This window comes from Polaromonas sp. P3_A5, assembly GCF_056403055.1.
Map to the genome: position 1 here is coordinate 1,988,474 of NZ_JBFUGF010000001.1, position 17,439 is coordinate 2,005,912.

Genomic DNA, 17,439 nt, shown 5'->3' on the forward strand with positions numbered 1-17,439 from the left:
AATAAAGAGGCAAAACTCAGGGTAAACCTTACAATGGAGGGTTACCCCAAACCCTCCATGAACGCCCCCGTCGACGTCTCCTTCTTTGCGCGCGCCGCCAAGCCGCTCACCAGTTACCGCAAGTACTGGGCGGCCCGCTTTGGCACGGCCAAATTTTTGCCCACCAGCCGGGCCGAAATGGACGCGCTCGGCTGGGACAGCTGCGACATCATCATCGTCACGGGCGACGCCTATGTAGACCACCCGAGCTTCGGTATGGCCGTCATTGGCCGCATGCTGGAGGCGCAAGGCTTTCGCGTCGGCATCATCGCCCAGCCCGACTGGCAAAGCGCCGAACCCTTCCGCGTGCTGGGCAAGCCCAACCTGTTCTTCGGCGTGACCGCCGGCAACATGGACTCGATGATCAATCGTTACACGGCGGACCACAAGATCCGCAGTGATGACGCCTACACCCCCGGCGACATCGGCGGCAAACGCCCCGACCGCGCGGCGCTGGTGTATTCACAGCGCTGCCGCGAAGCCTACAAAGACGTGCCTATCATCCTGGGCGGCATTGAAGGTTCGCTGCGCCGCATCGCGCATTACGACTACTGGTCCGACAAAGTTCGCCGCAGCGTGGTGGTCGATGCGAAATGCGACCTGTTGCTGTACGGCAATGCCGAACGCGCGATAGTCGAGATCGCCCATCGCCTGGCGGCTAAAGAGCCGGTGGGCAGCATCACCGACGTTCGCGGCACCGCCTTTATCCGCCGCACTGGCGACGAAACCGCCAACGGCTGGTTTGAAATCGATTCCACCAGCGTGGATGCACCGGGCCGGGTCGAAGCGCATGTCAACCCATATCTGATGATTTCCGACCAGGCGCGGGAACAGGGCGCGACTTGCGCGCGGGAAGATGAAGCCGCTGAAGTGGCGGTTGAGGCGGAAGCAAAAGGCTCGCCTGTGCTCGCCAAGGCCGTCAAGCCCGCCGCCGCGGCCAACCCGGCCATCAAGCCGCTGACTTTCGTCGCCAACCCGAATCTGCCGTCCACAGTGCACACTGCGCAGGGCAAGATCAAGGTTCCCCCGCGCGACCGATCCGTGATCCGCCTGCCGTCTTACGAGCAGGTCAAGAGCGATGCGGTGCTGTATGCCCACGCCAACCGCGTGCTGCACCTTGAGACGAACCCCGGCAACGCACGCGCCCTGGTTCAGGCCCACGGCGAGGGTGCCACCGCGCGCGACGTGTGGATCACGCCACCGCCCATCCCGCTGACCACGGCCGAGATGGACTACGTCTTCGACCTGCCTTACGCGCGCTCACCGCACCCGCGCTATGCCGACGAAAACGGCAGCCATGACGGCGCCACCAAGATCCCGGCGTGGGAGATGATCCGCTTTAGCGTCAACATCATGCGCGGCTGCTTTGGCGGCTGCACTTTCTGCTCCATCACCGAGCATGAAGGCCGCATCATCCAGAGCCGCTCCGAAGACTCTGTCATCCGCGAGATCGAGGCGATCCGCGACACCGTCAAGGGTTTTACCGGCGCGATCTCCGACCTGGGTGGGCCAACCGCCAACATGTACCGTATCGGCTGCAAGTCGCCCGAGATCGAGGCCGCCTGCCGCAAGCCGAGCTGCGTGTACCCGGGCATCTGCTCCAACCTCAATACCGACCACAACCCGCTGATCAAGATGTACCGCCGCGCGCGGGCCTTGAAGGGCGTGAAGAAGATTCTCATCAGCTCCGGCCTGCGCTACGACCTGGCCGTGCAAAGCCCCGAGTACGTGAAAGAGCTTGTCAGCCATCACGTGGGTGGCTACCTCAAGATCGCGCCCGAGCACACCGAGCAGGGCCCGCTCACCAAGATGATGAAGCCCGGCATCGGCAGCTATGACAAGTTCAAGCAGATGTTCGACAAGTATTCGCTGGAAGCCGGCAAGAAGCAGTTCCTGATTCCGTACTTCATCGCCGCCCACCCGGGCACCAGCGACGAAGACATGATGAACCTGGCGATCTGGCTCAAGAAAAACGGCTTCAGGGCCGACCAGGTGCAGACGTTTTACCCGAGTCCGATGGCCACGGCCACGACGATGTACCACACCAACAAGAACCCGCTGCGCAAGATCACGCGCGACAGCGAGACGGTGGACATCGTGCGCGGCGAGCGCCGCCGCCGGCTGCACAAGGCCTTCTTGCGTTACCACGACCCCAACAACTGGCCGGTGCTGCGCGAGGCGCTCAAGGCCATGGGCCGCGCTGATTTGATCGGCAACGGCAAGCACCACCTGATCCCGACCTTCCAGCCGATGACCGACGGCAGCTACACCAGCGCGCGGCGCAAGAACTCGACCGGCACGGCCACCACAGTCAAGGCTTCGCCGGTGGTAAAGGGCCGATTGCTGACCCGTCACACCGGCCTGCCGCCGCTGGCGCAGGGCGCCGGTGGCAAGCCCGGTGGCCGCAAGGGCCGCTAGGCGCTGCCAGCGCAGGTATTTCGATGTAAAAAGGCTCCGATGGAGCCTTTTTTATGAATGAAATTGGCTTTGAGCCCAATGGGAACGTGCGCAAGCAGCTATTGAATTGATAGCAACTACGTGCACGTACCGGCAGCTTCGGTGTGCCCGGCTAAGCTTGACGGGTGCTCCATCTCAAAAATATCCCAACAATATTTCCCCCAACGTGAATCCTTTTGCCCGCATGACCCCTCCTTGCAGCGATGCCGCATTTTTGACGGCAGCCAAAGGAGATTTCATGTTCTATCGCAAAAATGTGGGGCCCAAAGAGCGTTGGGCGCGTGGTGTGTCCGGCGCCTTGATGGCCGTTTGCGGCCTGCTGGTGCTGGGTGTAACGCCGCCTGGTTTGCTCGCGGCCTGCGCCGGTGTGGTCACGGTGCTGACAGGGCTGTTGGGTTTTTGCCCGGCTTGCGCCATGGTGGGCCGCAAGCTGGAAAAGCCGGGCCCTTGGTGATGGCCATTGAAATAGCCCTTTTTGCCGCAGCGCAGGCCGGTGACCCGGCCGCGCTGGCTTCGCTGCTGCGGCAGCTGCAGCCCGATGCCCGCCGTTACGCCCGCTACCAGTGCCACCGCGGCTCCGCCATCGAAGACGTGGTGCAGGAGGCGCTCATCATCATCTACCGCCGCGTCGGCACCGTGCGTGACGCCGCAGCCCTGGGCGGCTGGATGTTCAAGATCATCGCGCGGCTGTGCATGATGCCGGCGCTTGCGCTGATGCGCGGCACCCAGGCGCTTACCGACTACGACAAGGACCAGTACTTCGCGCAGATGCCGCAGGACGAATTGCGTATCGACCTGGTCCGTGCACTGGAGTCCTTGCCGCTGATGTACCGTGAGGTGGTGCTGTTGCGCGACATGGAGCAGCTCACTATCACCGAAATCGCGCAGCGCCTTCAGCTTACCCGCGAAGCCACCAAAAGCCGCATTCACCGGGCACGCGCCATGGTGCGTGAATACTTGCGGCCTGATGGAGCTACGCGCGAGAAGACCGGCGCATGACGCGGTTTTACGTCATGGACTTCTTGCAGTCAGCAGGAGAGGGTAGTTACGGCCGCATGTGATGGGGTTCTCTGGCAAGATAAGTAGAGGCAAGCGGCCGGGCCTCAGATCTTCTACCGGCCCCGGCCGTCATTCACACCTTCTGGAGACACCATGGACATTGCCCGCAAAGCACTTGCTGCTTTCACCATGGCCGCTGTGCTGGCCTGTGCATGGCTGGCGCCGCTGGATGCGCCCGCCATGCGGCAGGTGGATGCCGGCCTGAAAAGGGCGCTGTTGAGTTTTGCCACGGCCAGGCTGCTCAACGGCGTGATTTCGGTGGCGCAGGGGACCGAAGCGTCTGTGCAGCCTTTTGGCGTGGGTGTCACGTTTGCGCCGGGGCAAATCCTGGATCCCGTCAACGACCTGGTGGAGCAGTTTTCGCATTTGATGCTGGCGGCCAGTGTTGCGTTCGGCGTTCAGAAAGCCTTGATCAGCATTGGCAGCTACTGGCCGGTATCGCTGGCGCTGAGTGCCACGGTGCTGGGCTGGTGGTGGTGTTACCTGCGCAGGCCGCAGGTGCCTTTGTGGCTGTCCAGGTTGCTGGTGATCCTGCTGATGCTGCGCTTTGCAGTTCCGGTGGTCACGCTGGGCACCGACATGCTGTGGCAAAAATTCCTGGCGGCCGACTACGCCGCCAGCCAGCAATTGATCGACAGCGCCACCGGCAAGGCCGGCCAGCTCAATTCGCCGGCCGCCGCAGCCCCCGACAACCGCGGCCTGGTGGACAGCCTGAAAGACTGGCTGGCAAAGAACGGTGACGTGACAAAACACTTCGAGAACCTCAAGCGGGCGGCCGAGCAGGCCACCGAACACATCGTCCGGCTCATCGTGATCTTTGTGCTGCAGACGCTGGTGATCCCCTTGTTGCTTTTGTGGGCCCTGTACGGCTTCGTCAGGCAGGTGTTGCTGGGGCAGCGCTGGCAAAGGCTGCCGGCAGCCTCCATCCTGTATTGATGCGCGAAGGTGCCGGCGCATCTGGTTCGTGCATAAAATCGGCCGTTTGCCCAATAAAGACGAGCGCAAGCAGCTCCTGATTTGATAGCGAATGCAGTCTGATAGCCTGAAACTACAGCCAGACAGTCAGCGACTTTCTCAGCGGCGGCCAAAACAGCCAGGCCCAAACAAGCAGCGCGTGCAAGAAGACCATCAGCCAGTAGATATCCCGAAACGATTGCTTGCTCGACTTGTGCCGCAAGACCTGCTGTGCCAGCCATGCGCCGGGCCAGCCGCCCGCCAGCGCCAGGAGTTGCAACGTGTTTTCCGGTGTGCGCCACTGACCGGTCTGCGCCGCGCGTTTGTCCGCCCAGTACACCCAGAACGTCAGCAGGTTGAGCACAAACGACGCCGGCAATGTCCACCAGGGCAGCAGCGAGCGCCAGACAGCCCAAAGCATCAACCCGCCATAGGCCATGCTGATGAGCAGCATGAGCCCGAAACCGGGTCCTGCAGCCGAAGCGGCGGCTTGCTTTTGTGGGCGCCGCTGAGGGGTGTCCCTCTTTTCAGTGCGAGAGCGAGCCGGGCTGGAGGTGAGACCCCGTTCGGCACTCATTGCTTCGATCGCCATCGCACGTGGGCCTTTACCGCCGACGTGAATTTCTTCAAAGGTGACAACCGTCCCTTGGCGCGGCTGCATGCCGCCACGTACATCTCGCAGATGGAAAAAGACGTCTGCACCTGAGGTTTCGCCGCGGATGAATCCGAATCCGCGTGCCGCGTCCCAGCGTGCAATCGTTCCTTGCTTCCTCATGAATATATGGTTCGGTGCAAGTGAATTACCGTTCCAGCGTGTGTAGCGGAATATCTTTTTCCACGGCCAGCTTGTCCAGCTCCTTGCGCGTCTTGCCCAGAAGCCAGGCCTCAATGGCCGCGTGCGTGGCAGGCGCAAACATGGCCTTCATGCTGGAGGCCGTCACGCCGGCCGCTGCGCACAGGCTCGCGGCAAAGTGCGGCTCCAGCGCGGCGAGTGCTACGCGTCCGTCCTTGCAGCGGTACACGCGGTAGCCCGCATGCCCGCCGCCCACCGCAGCACCGGGCTGGGTCAGCCCCCAGGCGCGGGGCAGGGCCAGGTAAGCCGCCGCGCCGGAAAGGGCCACTTCAAGAAAGACACCTTTGCCTTTTGCCCGCTGGTGCATCACCGCCTGCAGTACGGCTGCGCTGGCCATCAGTGAGCCGCCCATGTCGGCGTACAGCGTGGCGGGCAGGTCCACACCGGTGATCAGGTCGTTCTGCGCGAGGTAGGTGAGATCATGGCCCGGCTCGTCAGCCCGTTCCCCCGGACTGCCGACGATGGCGACCTGGCTCAGGTGCGGATGCTGTTTGTGCAGCGCTTTCCATGTCAGTCCCAGCTTGGCCAGCGCCGCCGGCCTGAACGACGTGAGCAGCACGTCGGTTTTGGCCAGTTCGCGGTGCAGCAGTGTCTGGCCGCGTTCGGTTTTCAGGTCGGCTGTGGCGATGCGCACATCCGCATGCAGGGTTGCATAGGCGGTGGGGTTGTAGAGCTTCATCGGGTCACCCGATGCGCCGGCTGGCGCGCCTTCGTGCGGCGGTGGTTCCAGCTTCACGCAGCGGGCGCCCATTTCGCGGCAGCGCATCAGGGCGGCCGGGCCCGGCAGGTTGAGCGCCAGGCTCAGCACGCGCACGGCCTTGAGTGACTGCATCGGCTGGACCGCCTTGGCAGTGGAGGCTGTTTTGCGGATGGGGGCGGGTTTGGAGGGTGAGGGCGGCATGGAGGTCACTGTGAACGGGCAGGGGCCGCAAAGCGGCGGGCACCGGGCGGTTGTGGGGTCAATTTACCTCAAACCCCTGAGCGGCGGCTTCACAGGTGTCACTGCCGGATGGTTGGATGAGAAGAAAATTTCTGTTTAATGGCTATTAATTATTGTTTTACAGTAATTATTCTGAGACACTGAAGGCCTTTAAACAAGGCAAAGAGGTGCTCCCTTGAAAAATACGGCAACTCCCATGACCCCCGCCGGGCCGGATGTTCAGGGTATTAGCAGCGTGCTGGCCTGGGCTTGTGCCTTGCTGGCGGTGGCATTGCCGCTGGCGGTGGCTTACCACCTGCTCAGTACGCCCGTTGAAAGTCTGCTGTTGCGCGCCGGGGTTGTGTTGTCGGCATCGCAAGCCGCTGCGCTTGACGTCACGCTGGCCCAGAAAAGCTTTGCCGCCTTGCTGGGCGTGCTGCCGGTGTGCTGCGCGTCGTACGGGCTGGTGTGCGCCATGCGCTGCTTCTCCGGCTTTTCGCAGGCCGAATATTTCAGTGTGCGCACTGTCAAATATCTTCGCGGTTTTGCCGCCGGCATTTTTGCGTCGGTGGTGGCCAGCGTGGTGTCGTCAACGCTGATCACCCTGGTGCTGACATCCGGCGCGCCGGCCGGCCAGCGTGCGCTGTCCCTGGGCATGGGCAGCAATGAATTGCTCACGCTGCTGTTTGCCGGCATGGTCTGGCAAATCGCCGCCGTGATGGCGCGGGCAGTGGCACTGGCCGAAGAGAACGCACAGTTCGTCTGACTCTTTCGCCGCTCACCGCTCACCGCTCACCGCTCACCGCTCACCGCATGCCCATCGTTGTCAAACTCGATGTGATGCTGTCTGAACGCAAGGCCAGATCGAAAGACCTGGCCGCGTATGTCGGCATCACCGAAGCCAACCTGTCCTTGCTCAAACAGGGCAAGGTCAAGGGCGTGCGCTTTGACACGCTGATGCGCATTTGCGAATTTCTCGATTGCCAGCCGGGGGACCTGCTGGTTTCGCGGCCAGACGACACCACCTGATTCACTGTTCCGGAGCTTCCTCATGAAACGTCTAGCCATCGCCGCGGCCCTGGTCGCCCTGCTCAGCGCCTGCGCTGATATCAACTGGGAACAAACCGCCAAGGAGTCCGTTAAATCGGCTTGCCGGGGTGCGGGCAATTGCAGCATTCCCTGTGACCGCGCCAATCCGGCCACCTTCAATGACCCGCAATGCCTGACGGGCGGCAGGCGTCCGTCGCCATAATGGCTGTCATGAAATTCAAGCAAAAAATCTCTGCAGTCGGGCGGGCAGCATGAGCGCCAGCGCCGAATTCGTCCGCTATGTGCGTGAACTGCTGGCGCCATTGGGAGACATCCGTGATGGAACGTTCTTTGGCGGCCATGCGATGAAGCACGGTGGCAAACAGTTCGCCATGGTCATGGGCAACACCCTGTACTTCCGGGTGGACGACACCTCGCGGCTGGCGTATGAGAAGAAGGGCTCCAGGCCCTTCAGCTACTCAACAAAGAACGGTGTGGTGCAGGTGCGCAAGTACTATGCCGCGCCCGCGGAGCTGCTCGATGACCCGGCGCAGTTGCTGGTGTGGGCCCGGCAGGCGATCAGTGCAGCGGGTGCCTGATTTACGCCACTCCGAAAAAGTTCAGGCTTAAAGCGGCAAGCCCACGTAGTTTTCGGCCAGCGCCGTTGACGCTGCCTGCGAATGGATCAAGTAATCCAGCTCGGCCTCCTGGAGCTTTTGCCCGAAGCCACCTGCATCGGGAAACTTGTGCATGAGCGAGGTGAACCACCAGGAGAAACGCACAGCCTTCCAGACGCGGCGAAGGCAGGTGTCTGAATAGCTGTTGATGCCGGCTTCGCTGCCCGCATAAAACTCTGCCAGTGCGCGAGCCAGGTACCGGACGTCGCTGGCCGCCAGATTCAAACCCTTGGCGCCCGTGGGCGGCACGATGTGGGCCGCGTCGCCCGCCAGGAAGAGGCGGCCGAAGCGCATGGGCTCGGCAACAAAACTGCGCAGCGGCGCAATGCTTTTTTCAATCGAGGGGCCTGTGACCAGGCTTTCCGCCAGCTCGGGCGCCAGGCGGCGGCGCAGCTCGTCCCAGAAGGCGTCGTCGCTCCAGTTCTCCACCTTGTCGTCCAGCGGGCATTGCACGTAATAGCGGCTGCGGGTGTGGCTGCGCATGCTGCACAAGGCAAAACCACGCGCATGGTTGCTGTAGACGAGTTCGTGGGAAACCGGCGGTGTCTCCGACAGCACGCCCAGCCAGCCGAAAGGATAGACGCGCTCAAAGGTCTGCAGCGCATTGGCCGGCACGCTGGCGCGGCTCACGCCGTGAAAGCCGTCACAGCCGGCGATGAAGTCGCATTCCACTTCGTGCGCCACGCCGTGCTGCACATAACGCACTTTGGGGTGTGGCCCGTCAAAGTCATGAAGGCTCACGTTTTCGGCTTCATAGGCGGTTGCCAGGCCTGCTGCAGCGCGCGCGTCCATCAGGTCGCGTGTGACTTCCGTCTGGCCGTAGACCATCACCTGCTTGCCGCCGGTCAGTTGCTGCATGTCAATGCGGTGATGGGCGCCGCCAAAGCCCAGGGCAAAGCCGCCGTGCACCAGGCCTTCCTTGTGCATGCGGCCGCCTACGCCGACCTCGTCCAGCAGGTCGGTCGTGCCTTGCTCCAGCACGCCTGCGCGTATGCGTCCCAGCACGTATTCCTTGCTGCGCTGCTCAATCACGATGGCATGGATGCCGGCCTTATAAAGCAGCTGGCCCAGCAAATGCCCGGCGGGGCCGCCGCCCACGATGGCTACCTGTACGCGCATGGTGTCTCCGTTTAATTTGTCGGGCAATGTGCCCCATGCGAGAAGGTTATGCGGCTGCGTGCGCCGTGCCCAGCGCGTGGCTGCGGCTTTGCACGATGTCCGGCTCACTTGTGCGATGATCGCGCAATGGTCACTTCAAAAACCGTTTCGAAAACCGGCACTTTCCCGATCGCCAAGCCCGACATGATTGAAGGCATGGCCAAAGGCATGGCCGTGCTCGAGAGTTTTGACACGCAGCGCCAGCGCCTGAACGCCACGCTGGCGGCGGAACGCGCGGGCATCACGCGGGCGGCCGCGCGCCGCCACCTGCTCACGCTCACACACCTGGGTTACCTCGAAACCGACGGCAGCTATTTCTGGCTGGCTGCCAAGGTGCTGCGCTTTTCAGGCAGCTACCTGGCCACCGCGCGCCTGCCGCGCGCTGTTCAGCCCGCGCTGAACCGGCTGGCCGCGCAAACGCAGGAGTCGTTTTCCGTCGCGGTGCTGGACGGCGACGAGATTGTCATCATCGGCCGCAGCGGTTTTGAGTGGAAGTCACCGGCAGACAGCGGCAGGGCGGCGCCGGCGCGCGTACTGGCTTACGGCTTGCACCTCGGTGCGCGCCTGCCGGCGCATGCGACTTCCACCGGGCGCGTGCTGCTGGCGGCCAAAACAAAAAGCGATTTCAATGCCTGGCTGAAGGCCAGGACCGACACAGGCAACCTGGCCCGGCTGACTCTGCACACGACGACCGACCCGCGCAAACTTCGCGCGCTTGTTGACCAGGTGCGGCTGGACGATTACTGCGTGGCCAGCGAAGAGCATGAGCTGGGCGTGCATGCGCTGGCCGTGCCGCTGCGCGACATGCAGGGGCATACGGTGGCCGCGCTCAATGTGGTGTCGTCGCCGCAGCGGCTGCGTGCAGACCTGCTGCAAAAAGAACTGCTGCCGCTGTTGCTGGATGCAGCGCGCGAGTTGCGGTCACTGCTGTAGGGTGCCCGCCGTGAGTCTGGTTTTAATAAGAAATCAGGCTCGAAGGCAATAGGGACGGGCGCAGCAAGCTATTAAAATGATAGCCATTGCCGGCATGGCGCAGGCGCGCCGGTAGCCTAAACGCCCAGGTACTGGGCCAACAATTCCGGCCTGGCATGCAGCTCGGCCGAGCTGCCTTCAAACACCACTTGGCCCTTGACCAGGATCACATTGCGGTCGGTGATCTGGGTGACGTGTTTCCAGTTCTTGTCGACGATCACGCTGCTGATGCCGGTTTCGCGAATCAGGCCGCAGATGCGCCAGATGTCCCGCGCAATCAGCGGCGCCAGGCCTTCGGTGGCTTCATCGAGGATCAGTACGTCGGGGTTGGTCATCAGCGCGCGGCCGATCGTCAGCATCTGCTGCTCGCCGCCCGAAAGCTGCTGCCCGCCGTGGTTCAGGCGTTCTTTCAGGCGCGGAAAGGTCTCCAGCACGCGCTCGTAGGTCCAGTCGTTTCTGCGGCCCACGCCGTCTGCGGCGCTTCCTGGTCTGCCGGCGCGCGCCGCCATCTTGAGGTTCTCGGTCACGCTGAGATTGCCGAAAATGCCGCGGCCCTCGGGCACATAGGCGATGCCGAGGCGGGCGATTTCGTAGGGCGGGGCGCCCGTCATGGGCCTGCCGTTGATTGCGACCGAGCCCGAGCGCGGTTTGACGAGGCCCATGATGCTTTTGAGCAGCGTGCTCTTGCCCATGCCGTTGCGGCCCATGAGGCCTATGGTCTCGCCGCGTGCGACGTGAAAGTCTATGCCGCGCAGTACGTGGCTGGCGCCGTAGTAGGTGTTGATGTCCTGGGCGGCGATCAGGATGTCAATTTGTTTTTCTGGCGTGTTCATGAATGCTCCTCGCCAAGGTACGCGGCTTGCACACCGGCATCCGCACGGATCTGCGCCGGCGTGCCGCTGGCGATCACCTGGCCGTTGACCATCACGGTGAGCTTGTCGGCCAGCGTGAACACCGCGTCCATGTCGTGCTCGACCAGCAGGATGCCGTGGTTTTTCTTGATCGCCAGCAGGAGGGCAACCATGCGCTCGGCTTCGGCCACACCCATGCCGGCCAGCGGCTCGTCGAGCAGCAGCACCTGCGGCTCGGTGGCCAGGGTCATGGCGATCTCGAGTTGACGCTGCTCACCGTGGCTGATAGTGCCGGCGATGCTGTGCTTGCGGTGTTGCAGGCCGGCCAGTTCCAGCGCTTCTTCGGCGCGGGTGTTGACTGCCGCGAAGCTCGTGGCGCGCTTGAGCCAGTGCGCGGCATGGGGTTCACGCGACTGCGAGGCCAGCCGGACGTTTTCCCAGACGCTGAAAGGCAAAAAGATGTTGGTCTTCTGGTAGCTGCGGCCCAGGCCCTTGCCCGAGATTTTTTCGGGTGTCCAGCCAGTGATGTCGTGCCCACCCAAAGTGACCGTACCCGAGGTCGGCGGCAAGTCGCCAGAGAGCAGGTTGGTCAGCGTGGATTTGCCGGCGCCGTTGGGGCCGATCACCGCGTGGATGTGGTTGCGCCAGAGGTCGACCGACACGTCGTTGACGGCAGCCAGGCCACCGAATCGTTTCGTCAGGTTCTTCGCACTGAGGAGGACTTCACTCATGGCCGGCCTCCGCCTTATTCTTGCGCTGGGTGAATTTTTCGACCAGGCCCAGGATGCCGCGCGGCGCAAACGTGACCAGCAGCACGATAAAGAGGCCCATCCACAGCTGCCAGTGCTTGCCCAGGTTGACGCTGCCGATTTGCGGCAGGTCCTTGAAGACGTGCAGCAAATACTCAAAGGCGAACGCGCCAACGATGGCACCGGCAAAATTGCCCATGCCGCCCAGGATGACCATCATGATGGCATGCGCGCTCATGTGAAAGCCCATGAGCTCGGGGTTGATGTAGCCCGTTTGCACACCCCACAGGTAACCAGCCAGGCCCGCCAGCGCGCCGGCCAGCGTGAAGGCCGAGAGCTTGTAGCCGAAGGTGCCGAAGCCCATGGCGCGCATGCGGTGCTCGTTGACGCGTATGCCGGCCAGCGTGCGGCCGAAGGGACTCCAGAGCAGGCGCCGCAAAAAAGCGTAAACCAGCAGCACGGCCGCGAGCGTGAAGTAGTAGAGCGTGACTTTCTTGTCGAGGTCGAAGGGCACCCAGCCGAAGATGGCTGCGCTCGGCTTGAAGTTGATGTACAGCCCGTCGGAGCCGCCCAGCACCTTGTTGTCGAAGAAGAGGTAGAACACCATCTGCGCAAACGCCATGGTGACCATGATGAAGTAGATACCGTGGGTGCGCACCACGAAGAAACCGATGATGAGTGCGGCGAGGCCAGAGGCCGCCACGGCCACGGGCAGGGTCCACCACAGGCTGACAGGCTCGCCGGCAGGTGTCAAAAAGGCCAGCGCATAACCTGCCAGGCCGAAGTAGGCTGCATGGCCCAGCGACACCAGCCCGGTGACACCTTGCAGCAGGTCCAGGCTCATGGCAAAAATCGCCATGATCATCATGCGCGTGACCATCTGGGTGTAGAAGTCGGTGCCGACAAAAGGGAAGGCGATCAGCGCGATGAGGCCGAGCCCAAGCGCCACCTGCACACCGCGCGGCAGGATCTCAAGGTTTGCTTTTGCCGTAGTCATAGCGCCCCCACGCTTGTCACTTCGTGTACTGCGCTGCCCCCCGAGGGGGCTAATTTTCCTTGGGGCGGCCCGGCGGAAAATTCTTTGTGCTTGTTAAGCATGATCTTCATTGTTTAAACAAGCCTTCAGGTTTCCACAGCAATACAGCCGCCATCAACATGTACACCAGCATGCCCGCCATTGAAGGCAGCAGCACCTTGCCAATGGTGTCGACCAGTCCGACCAGCAAGGCGGATATCAGCGCGCCGCGCACCGAACCGATGCCGCCAATGACCACCACCACAAAACACATGATGAGGACCTGCGAGCCCATGTTGGGATAGACGCTGGCGACTGGCGCGGCGATCATGCCCGCCACCGCCGCCAGGCCCACGCCTAGCGCGAACACCACCGCATGGATCAGCTTGATGTTGATGCCCAGCGATTCGGCCATGTCGCGGTTGAAGGCGCCGGCGCGTATCTTCATGCCCAGCCGGGTTTTGGAGATCATGAAATAAAGGCCCAGTGCCAGCGCGATGCAGACACCCGACATGAACAGGCGGTAGACCGGGTAGGAGAGGTTGTCGGTAAGCGGAATCGAGGCGCTGAGCAGGTCGGGGATCGTCACGCCGTGCACGTCATCGCCCCAGAGGATGGAGCGCACTTCTTCAAAGATATAGATCAGGCCAAAGGTCAGCAACACCTGGTCGAGGTGGTCGCGCTGGTAGAAGTGCCTGAACAGCAACCATTCCAGCGCCAGCCCGAAGACAACCGACAGCACCGCGCCCAGCACGATGGCCAGCGTGAGGCTGCCCGTCAGCGTGCTGAGCGACCAGGCCAGGTAGGCGCCCAGCATGTAAAAGCTGCCGTGGGCCAGGTTGACCACGCCCATGATGCCGAAGATCAGCGTGAGGCCGGCGGCCAGCATGAACAGCAGCAGGCCGTACTGGACGCTGTTGAGCAGCTGGATGAGGAAGTTGGCTAGATCCATAAATCCGATTAGGTGTGGCGACGGGTGAATAGCAAGAGACTGCCCATGAGGGTGAACAGGCCACCCGAGACGCGGTTGAACCAGCGCACGGCCCGGCTCGAACGCAGCAGCGGCGCGATGCGTGCCACGCCCAGCGCGCAGCATGTCAGCACCGTGAATTCGAATGCCATGAAGGTCAGGGCGAGGATGGCGAACTGCGGCACGAAAGGCGCGGCCGGGTTCAGGAACTGCGGGAAGAATGCCGCGAAGAACAGCACCGCTTTGGGATTGCTGGCACCTACGAGAAAGCCGCGGAGAAAGAACGAGCGGCGCTGGGCCGGGGCTTCTCCGGCGGCAGGGTCAAAAACGGCGGCTTCACTGCGGAAGGTCTTGATCCCCAACCAGATCAGATATGCCGCGCCAATCACCTTGGCTACGGTAAAGGCGGTTTCGGACGCTGCCAGCAACGCACCTAATCCCATTGCCGACAGCAGCATCACACACAGCACCGCGCTGACGCTTCCGGCAACTGAAGTCATGGCCTTGCGCGGGCCGTGGTTGAGGGCATTCGTCATGCACATCAGCATGGTCGGGCCGGGTGTGAGGATGAGCAGGGCGACTGCTGCGACGTAGAGGAGGTAGGTGGTGAGTGTCATGGTGGAGAAGATAACTTAAAAGGCCCCCACGGTCGCTCACTGCGTGTAGCTCCCTGCCCCCGAGGGGGCCGCCCGCCTGCGGCCCGGCAAAGCCGGTTCCGCGGCTCAGGCTGGTAGGGAAGGGCTTGCGTTGGCCGTGTCAGGCACGTTCAGCCCATCTTGCAGCCAGCGCCGGAGTCGGCGAGTGCCTTGGCGGCCACGCCGATCACCTTGTTTTCCTTGTTCTCGACCACGCGCAGGTACATGTCCTGCACCGGGTTGTGCGACGGGCTCATGGTCCACTTGCCGCGCGGGCTGTCGATGACGGCGCCTTCCAGGGCTTTGTAGAGGGCTGGCTTGCTGCTCAGGTCGCCCTTTACCGCGTTGGCGCCCTGGATCAGCAGCAGGCCGGTGTCGTAGCCCTGAACGGCGTACACGTCGGGCTGCAGCCGGAAGGTCTTGGCGTAGTTCAGGCGGAACTGGCCATTGCGCTGCGTGGGCAGCGAGTCGCTGTAGTGCATGGCCGTGATGATGCCGTTGGCAGCGGGGCCGGCGGCCTCGAGCACGCCTTCTGTCAGGAAGCCGGAGCCGTACAGGGGAATTTTTTCCTTCAGGCCCGAGGCGGCGTAGTCCTTGATGAATTTGGCTGCGCCGCCGCCGGCGAAGAAGCAGGCCACGGCATCAGGCTTGAGCGCGGCGATCTCGGTCAGCAAAGCCTGGAATTCGACTTGCGGGAAGGGCAGGCCGAGTTCCTTGACGATGGTGCCGCCCGCGGCGGTATAGCTTTCCTTGAAGCCTTCAAAGGCCTCGTCGCCTGCGGCGTATTTCCAGGTGATCCACACAGCTTTTTTGTGGCCGCGGTCGACCATGGCTTTGCCCAGCGCGCGCGTGGGTTGCGAGTTGGTGAAAGACGTGCGGAACACATTGGGCGCGCACAGGCTGCGCGTGGCGGCGTGCACGCCGGCGTTGGGGATAAGGCTCAGCACGCCGGAATCGCGGGCGACTTTCTGGATGCCCATCTGTACGCCCGAATGCACCGTGCCGACGAGCACGTCGACCTTGTCGCGCTGCACCAGTTTGTTGGCGTTTTCAATGCCTTTGGATGGCTCGGATTCGTCGTCGACCTTGAAGTATTCGATCTCGCGGCCGCCGAGCTTGCCGCCTTGTTCGTTGATGGCCATGCGAAAGCCGTTTTCAATGGCGACGCCGAGCTGGGCGAATGTGCCGGTATAGGGCAGCATGAAACCCACACGCACCTTGGCGGACTGCGCACGCACGATTTCGGGCAGCAAAAGGCCGGTGGAAGCGGCACCGATAACGGCAGCACTGCGGGTCAATACAAGTCGGCGTGAAGTCATGGAATAGCTCCTGGTTGAGACTGAAGACAGTTAGACGAATAGTAAGCGTGCGTTGCGTATGCAGCCCTAGTGTAAAACCCGAGATTGAAGATTAAATTGTTTACACTTAAAGCAATACCCGTGCCTGATTCGTGCATTTTTTGAGCTCTTAGGCGCGGGGTATTTTCCGGATGCCGGCTCCCCGGGGTTTCCCATGTCAGTGCGGCTGGCGCAGCTTGAAGCGCTGGATCTTGCCGGTGGCCGTCTTGGGCAGCTCACCCACAAATTCAATCCAGCGCGGGTATTTGTAGGGTGCAAGCTGCTGCTTCACATGGGCCTTGAGTTCATCCACGGTGGCGGCCTGCCCGGCCTTCAACACCACATAGGCCTTGGGCTTGACGAGCTCGTCGGCGTCGGCCACGCCGATCACCGCCACTTCCAGTACGGCGGCGTGCGTCATCAGGCAGGCTTCGACTTCAAACGGCGAGACGTAAATGCCGCCGACCTTGAGCATGTCGTCGCTGCGTCCGCCGTAGGTGTAGTAGCCGTCGGCGTCGCGGGTGTACTTGTCGCCGCTCTTGGTCCATTCGCCGGCAAAGGTGGCTTTGGTTTTGGCGCGGTTGTTCCAGTACATGATGGCCGCGCTGGGGCCGCTGATCTGCAGCTCGCCGATCTCTCCATCGGCGCATTCGCGCCCGTCGTCGCCGATGATGCGCAGCGCGTAACCCGGTACGGCCTGGCCGGTCGTGCCGTAGCGCACCTGGCCGGGGCGATTGCTTAAAAAGATGTGCAGCATCTCGGTGGAACCGATGCCATCCAGGATTTCGCAGCCGTACTGGGCTGTCCATTTTTTGCCGATTTCAGCGGGCAGGGCTTCGCCGGCGCTGGTGCACACGCGCAGGCGCAACTCGGACTTCGCCGGCCGGGCCGGGTCTGCCAGCAGGGCCGCGTACAAGGTGGGCACGCCGTAAAAAATCGTGGGCTGGTATTTTTTAAGCAAGGCAAACACGTCAGCCGGTGTGGGCCGTGCGGGCAGCAACACCGTGGTGGCGCCCACACTCATGGGAAAAGTCAGTGCGTTGCCCAGGCCGTAAGCAAAAAAGAGCTTGGCGGCGGAGTACACCACGTCGGACTCCTGGATACTGAGCACGCCGCGGCCATACAGCTCGGCCGTCTGGATCAGGTGGCTGTGCAGGTGCACGGTGCCTTTGGGGGCACCGGTCGAGCCGCTGGAATAGAGCCAGAAACAGACGCCGTCGGCGCAGGTATCTGCTATGGTTTTGGTAGCTGCTTGCGCACGCAGGACGCTCGCTAGCGTCGGATATGACGGAGATTCTTCAATGCCGGCGACGATCACGGTTTTCAGCGCGTTCATTTTTTTGAGCAGTGGCTCAAAGGCTGGAAGCAGGGCATGGGAGACGATAAGGCCCTGCGCCCGCGAATCGCGCAGCATGAACTCGAAGTCCGGTGGTGTCAGCAGGGTGTTGGCCGCCACGGGCACCACACCCGCAAGAATGCAGCCGAGGAAGGCGACGGGCCATTGCGGCGTGTCCAGCATGGCGAGCAGCACACGGCTTTCAGGGGCAACCCCCTGGGCGCGCAAGGCGTTGGCAAAACGGTGGGCCTGGTCGGTGAGCTCGCCGTAAGTCAATGCCTCGCCGGTGGCGGCGTCGACGAAGGCCGCCTTGCCCGCACGGCCGGCGTTGCGCTGCAGCAGGTCATGTGCGGCGTTGTAGATGCGCGGAATGGTTACCTGCGGCGGGCTTGCCGAATGGTCGGCACTGCTTGCTTGCATGCTTGTCTC

At 62.6% G+C, this 17,439-nt stretch carries 19 protein-coding genes; 9 read left to right on the forward strand and 10 right to left on the reverse strand.

The genetic code is table 11. From position 1 onward, the window contains the following. Positions 1 to 57 precede the first annotated feature (57 nt). The 4 genes from AC1DU8_RS09400 to AC1DU8_RS09415 all read left to right on the forward strand — a co-directional run bounded on the left by AC1DU8_RS09400 (position 58) and on the right by AC1DU8_RS09415 (position 4,491). Entirely contained in the window at positions 58 to 2,457 is a 2,400-nt protein-coding gene (locus tag AC1DU8_RS09400; RefSeq protein ID WP_477665932.1) for a YgiQ family radical SAM protein, read from the forward strand. A gap of 277 nt (positions 2,458 to 2,734) precedes the next feature. After that, positions 2,735 to 2,950: a YgaP family membrane protein gene (locus tag AC1DU8_RS09405; protein ID WP_477665933.1), complete on the forward strand. Its 216-nt coding sequence runs from the start codon at positions 2,735 to 2,737 to the stop codon at positions 2,948 to 2,950. Then, positions 2,950 to 3,495 carry an RNA polymerase sigma factor gene (locus tag AC1DU8_RS09410; protein WP_477690119.1) on the forward strand — a complete coding sequence of 182 codons (546 nt, stop codon included), beginning with the start codon at positions 2,950 to 2,952 and terminating at the stop codon, positions 3,493 to 3,495. Before AC1DU8_RS09405 ends, AC1DU8_RS09410 begins: the two co-directional genes overlap by 1 nt. A 153-nt stretch (positions 3,496 to 3,648) precedes the next feature. Then, positions 3,649 to 4,491, forward strand: coding sequence for a hypothetical protein (locus AC1DU8_RS09415; protein ID WP_477726671.1), 843 nt, complete (start codon positions 3,649 to 3,651; stop codon positions 4,489 to 4,491). Between the two features lie 112 nt (positions 4,492 to 4,603). Here AC1DU8_RS09415 and AC1DU8_RS09420 read toward each other — a convergent pair whose 3' ends face one another. Together AC1DU8_RS09420 and AC1DU8_RS09425 are read right to left on the reverse strand one after the other, a co-directional pair. Next, complete coding sequence (locus tag AC1DU8_RS09420; RefSeq protein ID WP_477702276.1) at positions 4,604 to 5,284, reverse strand: DUF1294 domain-containing protein; 681 nt, start codon at positions 5,282 to 5,284, stop codon at positions 4,604 to 4,606. A gap of 25 nt (positions 5,285 to 5,309) precedes the next feature. Beyond that, positions 5,310 to 6,263 carry a CoA transferase gene (locus AC1DU8_RS09425; protein ID WP_477690120.1) on the reverse strand — a complete coding sequence of 318 codons (954 nt, stop codon included), beginning with the start codon at positions 6,261 to 6,263 and terminating at the stop codon, positions 5,310 to 5,312. A 214-nt stretch (positions 6,264 to 6,477) separates the two neighbouring features. On the opposite strand from AC1DU8_RS09425, the gene AC1DU8_RS09430 reads away from it, so the two are divergent. Genes AC1DU8_RS09430 through AC1DU8_RS09445 form a run of 4 tightly spaced genes read left to right on the forward strand, consistent with a single transcriptional unit; the run spans position 6,478 to position 7,909 of the window. Further along, positions 6,478 to 7,047, forward strand: a complete 570-nt coding sequence (locus AC1DU8_RS09430) for a DUF2975 domain-containing protein (protein WP_457280728.1) — start codon at positions 6,478 to 6,480, stop codon at positions 7,045 to 7,047. Positions 7,048 to 7,094: 47 nt separating this feature from the next. Then, positions 7,095 to 7,310, forward strand: a complete 216-nt coding sequence (locus tag AC1DU8_RS09435; RefSeq protein ID WP_092127875.1) for a helix-turn-helix domain-containing protein — start codon at positions 7,095 to 7,097, stop codon at positions 7,308 to 7,310. A gap of 22 nt (positions 7,311 to 7,332) precedes the next feature. Further along, positions 7,333 to 7,533 carry a hypothetical protein gene (locus AC1DU8_RS09440; RefSeq protein WP_477665938.1) on the forward strand — a complete coding sequence of 67 codons (201 nt, stop codon included), beginning with the start codon at positions 7,333 to 7,335 and terminating at the stop codon, positions 7,531 to 7,533. A 49-nt stretch (positions 7,534 to 7,582) separates the two neighbouring features. Then, complete coding sequence (locus AC1DU8_RS09445; protein ID WP_477690121.1) at positions 7,583 to 7,909, forward strand: TfoX/Sxy family protein; 327 nt, start codon at positions 7,583 to 7,585, stop codon at positions 7,907 to 7,909. A gap of 27 nt (positions 7,910 to 7,936) precedes the next feature. Here AC1DU8_RS09445 and pobA read toward each other — a convergent pair whose 3' ends face one another. Beyond that, positions 7,937 to 9,106: a 4-hydroxybenzoate 3-monooxygenase gene (gene pobA, locus AC1DU8_RS09450; protein WP_457280731.1), complete on the reverse strand. Its 1,170-nt coding sequence runs from the start codon at positions 9,104 to 9,106 to the stop codon at positions 7,937 to 7,939. A 126-nt stretch (positions 9,107 to 9,232) separates the two neighbouring features. Between pobA and AC1DU8_RS09455 the strand changes: the two genes are divergently transcribed. Next, positions 9,233 to 10,078, forward strand: coding sequence for an IclR family transcriptional regulator domain-containing protein (locus AC1DU8_RS09455; protein ID WP_457280732.1), 846 nt, complete (start codon positions 9,233 to 9,235; stop codon positions 10,076 to 10,078). A 116-nt stretch (positions 10,079 to 10,194) separates the two neighbouring features. Here AC1DU8_RS09455 and AC1DU8_RS09460 read toward each other — a convergent pair whose 3' ends face one another. The 7 genes from AC1DU8_RS09460 to AC1DU8_RS09490 all read right to left on the reverse strand — a co-directional run bounded on the left by AC1DU8_RS09460 (position 10,195) and on the right by AC1DU8_RS09490 (position 17,430). Continuing rightward, the gene (locus AC1DU8_RS09460) at positions 10,195 to 10,950 is read right to left on the reverse strand and encodes an ABC transporter ATP-binding protein (RefSeq protein ID WP_477665940.1); all 756 of its coding nucleotides are present in this window, start codon (positions 10,948 to 10,950) and stop codon (positions 10,195 to 10,197) included. Next, the gene (locus AC1DU8_RS09465) at positions 10,947 to 11,699 is read right to left on the reverse strand and encodes an ABC transporter ATP-binding protein (RefSeq protein WP_477726672.1); all 753 of its coding nucleotides are present in this window, start codon (positions 11,697 to 11,699) and stop codon (positions 10,947 to 10,949) included. The genes AC1DU8_RS09460 and AC1DU8_RS09465 overlap by 4 nt, the downstream gene beginning before the upstream one ends. After that, the gene (locus AC1DU8_RS09470) at positions 11,692 to 12,714 is read right to left on the reverse strand and encodes a branched-chain amino acid ABC transporter permease (RefSeq protein ID WP_477726673.1); all 1,023 of its coding nucleotides are present in this window, start codon (positions 12,712 to 12,714) and stop codon (positions 11,692 to 11,694) included. Before AC1DU8_RS09470 ends, AC1DU8_RS09465 begins: the two co-directional genes overlap by 8 nt. 106 nt (positions 12,715 to 12,820) lie before the next feature. Further along, positions 12,821 to 13,684, reverse strand: coding sequence for a branched-chain amino acid ABC transporter permease (locus AC1DU8_RS09475; RefSeq protein WP_477726674.1), 864 nt, complete (start codon positions 13,682 to 13,684; stop codon positions 12,821 to 12,823). An 8-nt stretch (positions 13,685 to 13,692) separates the two neighbouring features. Next, positions 13,693 to 14,319: a LysE family translocator gene (locus AC1DU8_RS09480; RefSeq protein ID WP_007872397.1), complete on the reverse strand. Its 627-nt coding sequence runs from the start codon at positions 14,317 to 14,319 to the stop codon at positions 13,693 to 13,695. 149 nt (positions 14,320 to 14,468) lie between these two features. Continuing rightward, positions 14,469 to 15,656, reverse strand: a complete 1,188-nt coding sequence (locus AC1DU8_RS09485) for an ABC transporter substrate-binding protein (RefSeq protein WP_477726675.1) — start codon at positions 15,654 to 15,656, stop codon at positions 14,469 to 14,471. A gap of 196 nt (positions 15,657 to 15,852) precedes the next feature. After that, entirely contained in the window at positions 15,853 to 17,430 is a 1,578-nt protein-coding gene (locus AC1DU8_RS09490; RefSeq protein WP_477726676.1) for a benzoate-CoA ligase family protein, read from the reverse strand. Positions 17,431 to 17,439 lie beyond the last annotated feature (9 nt).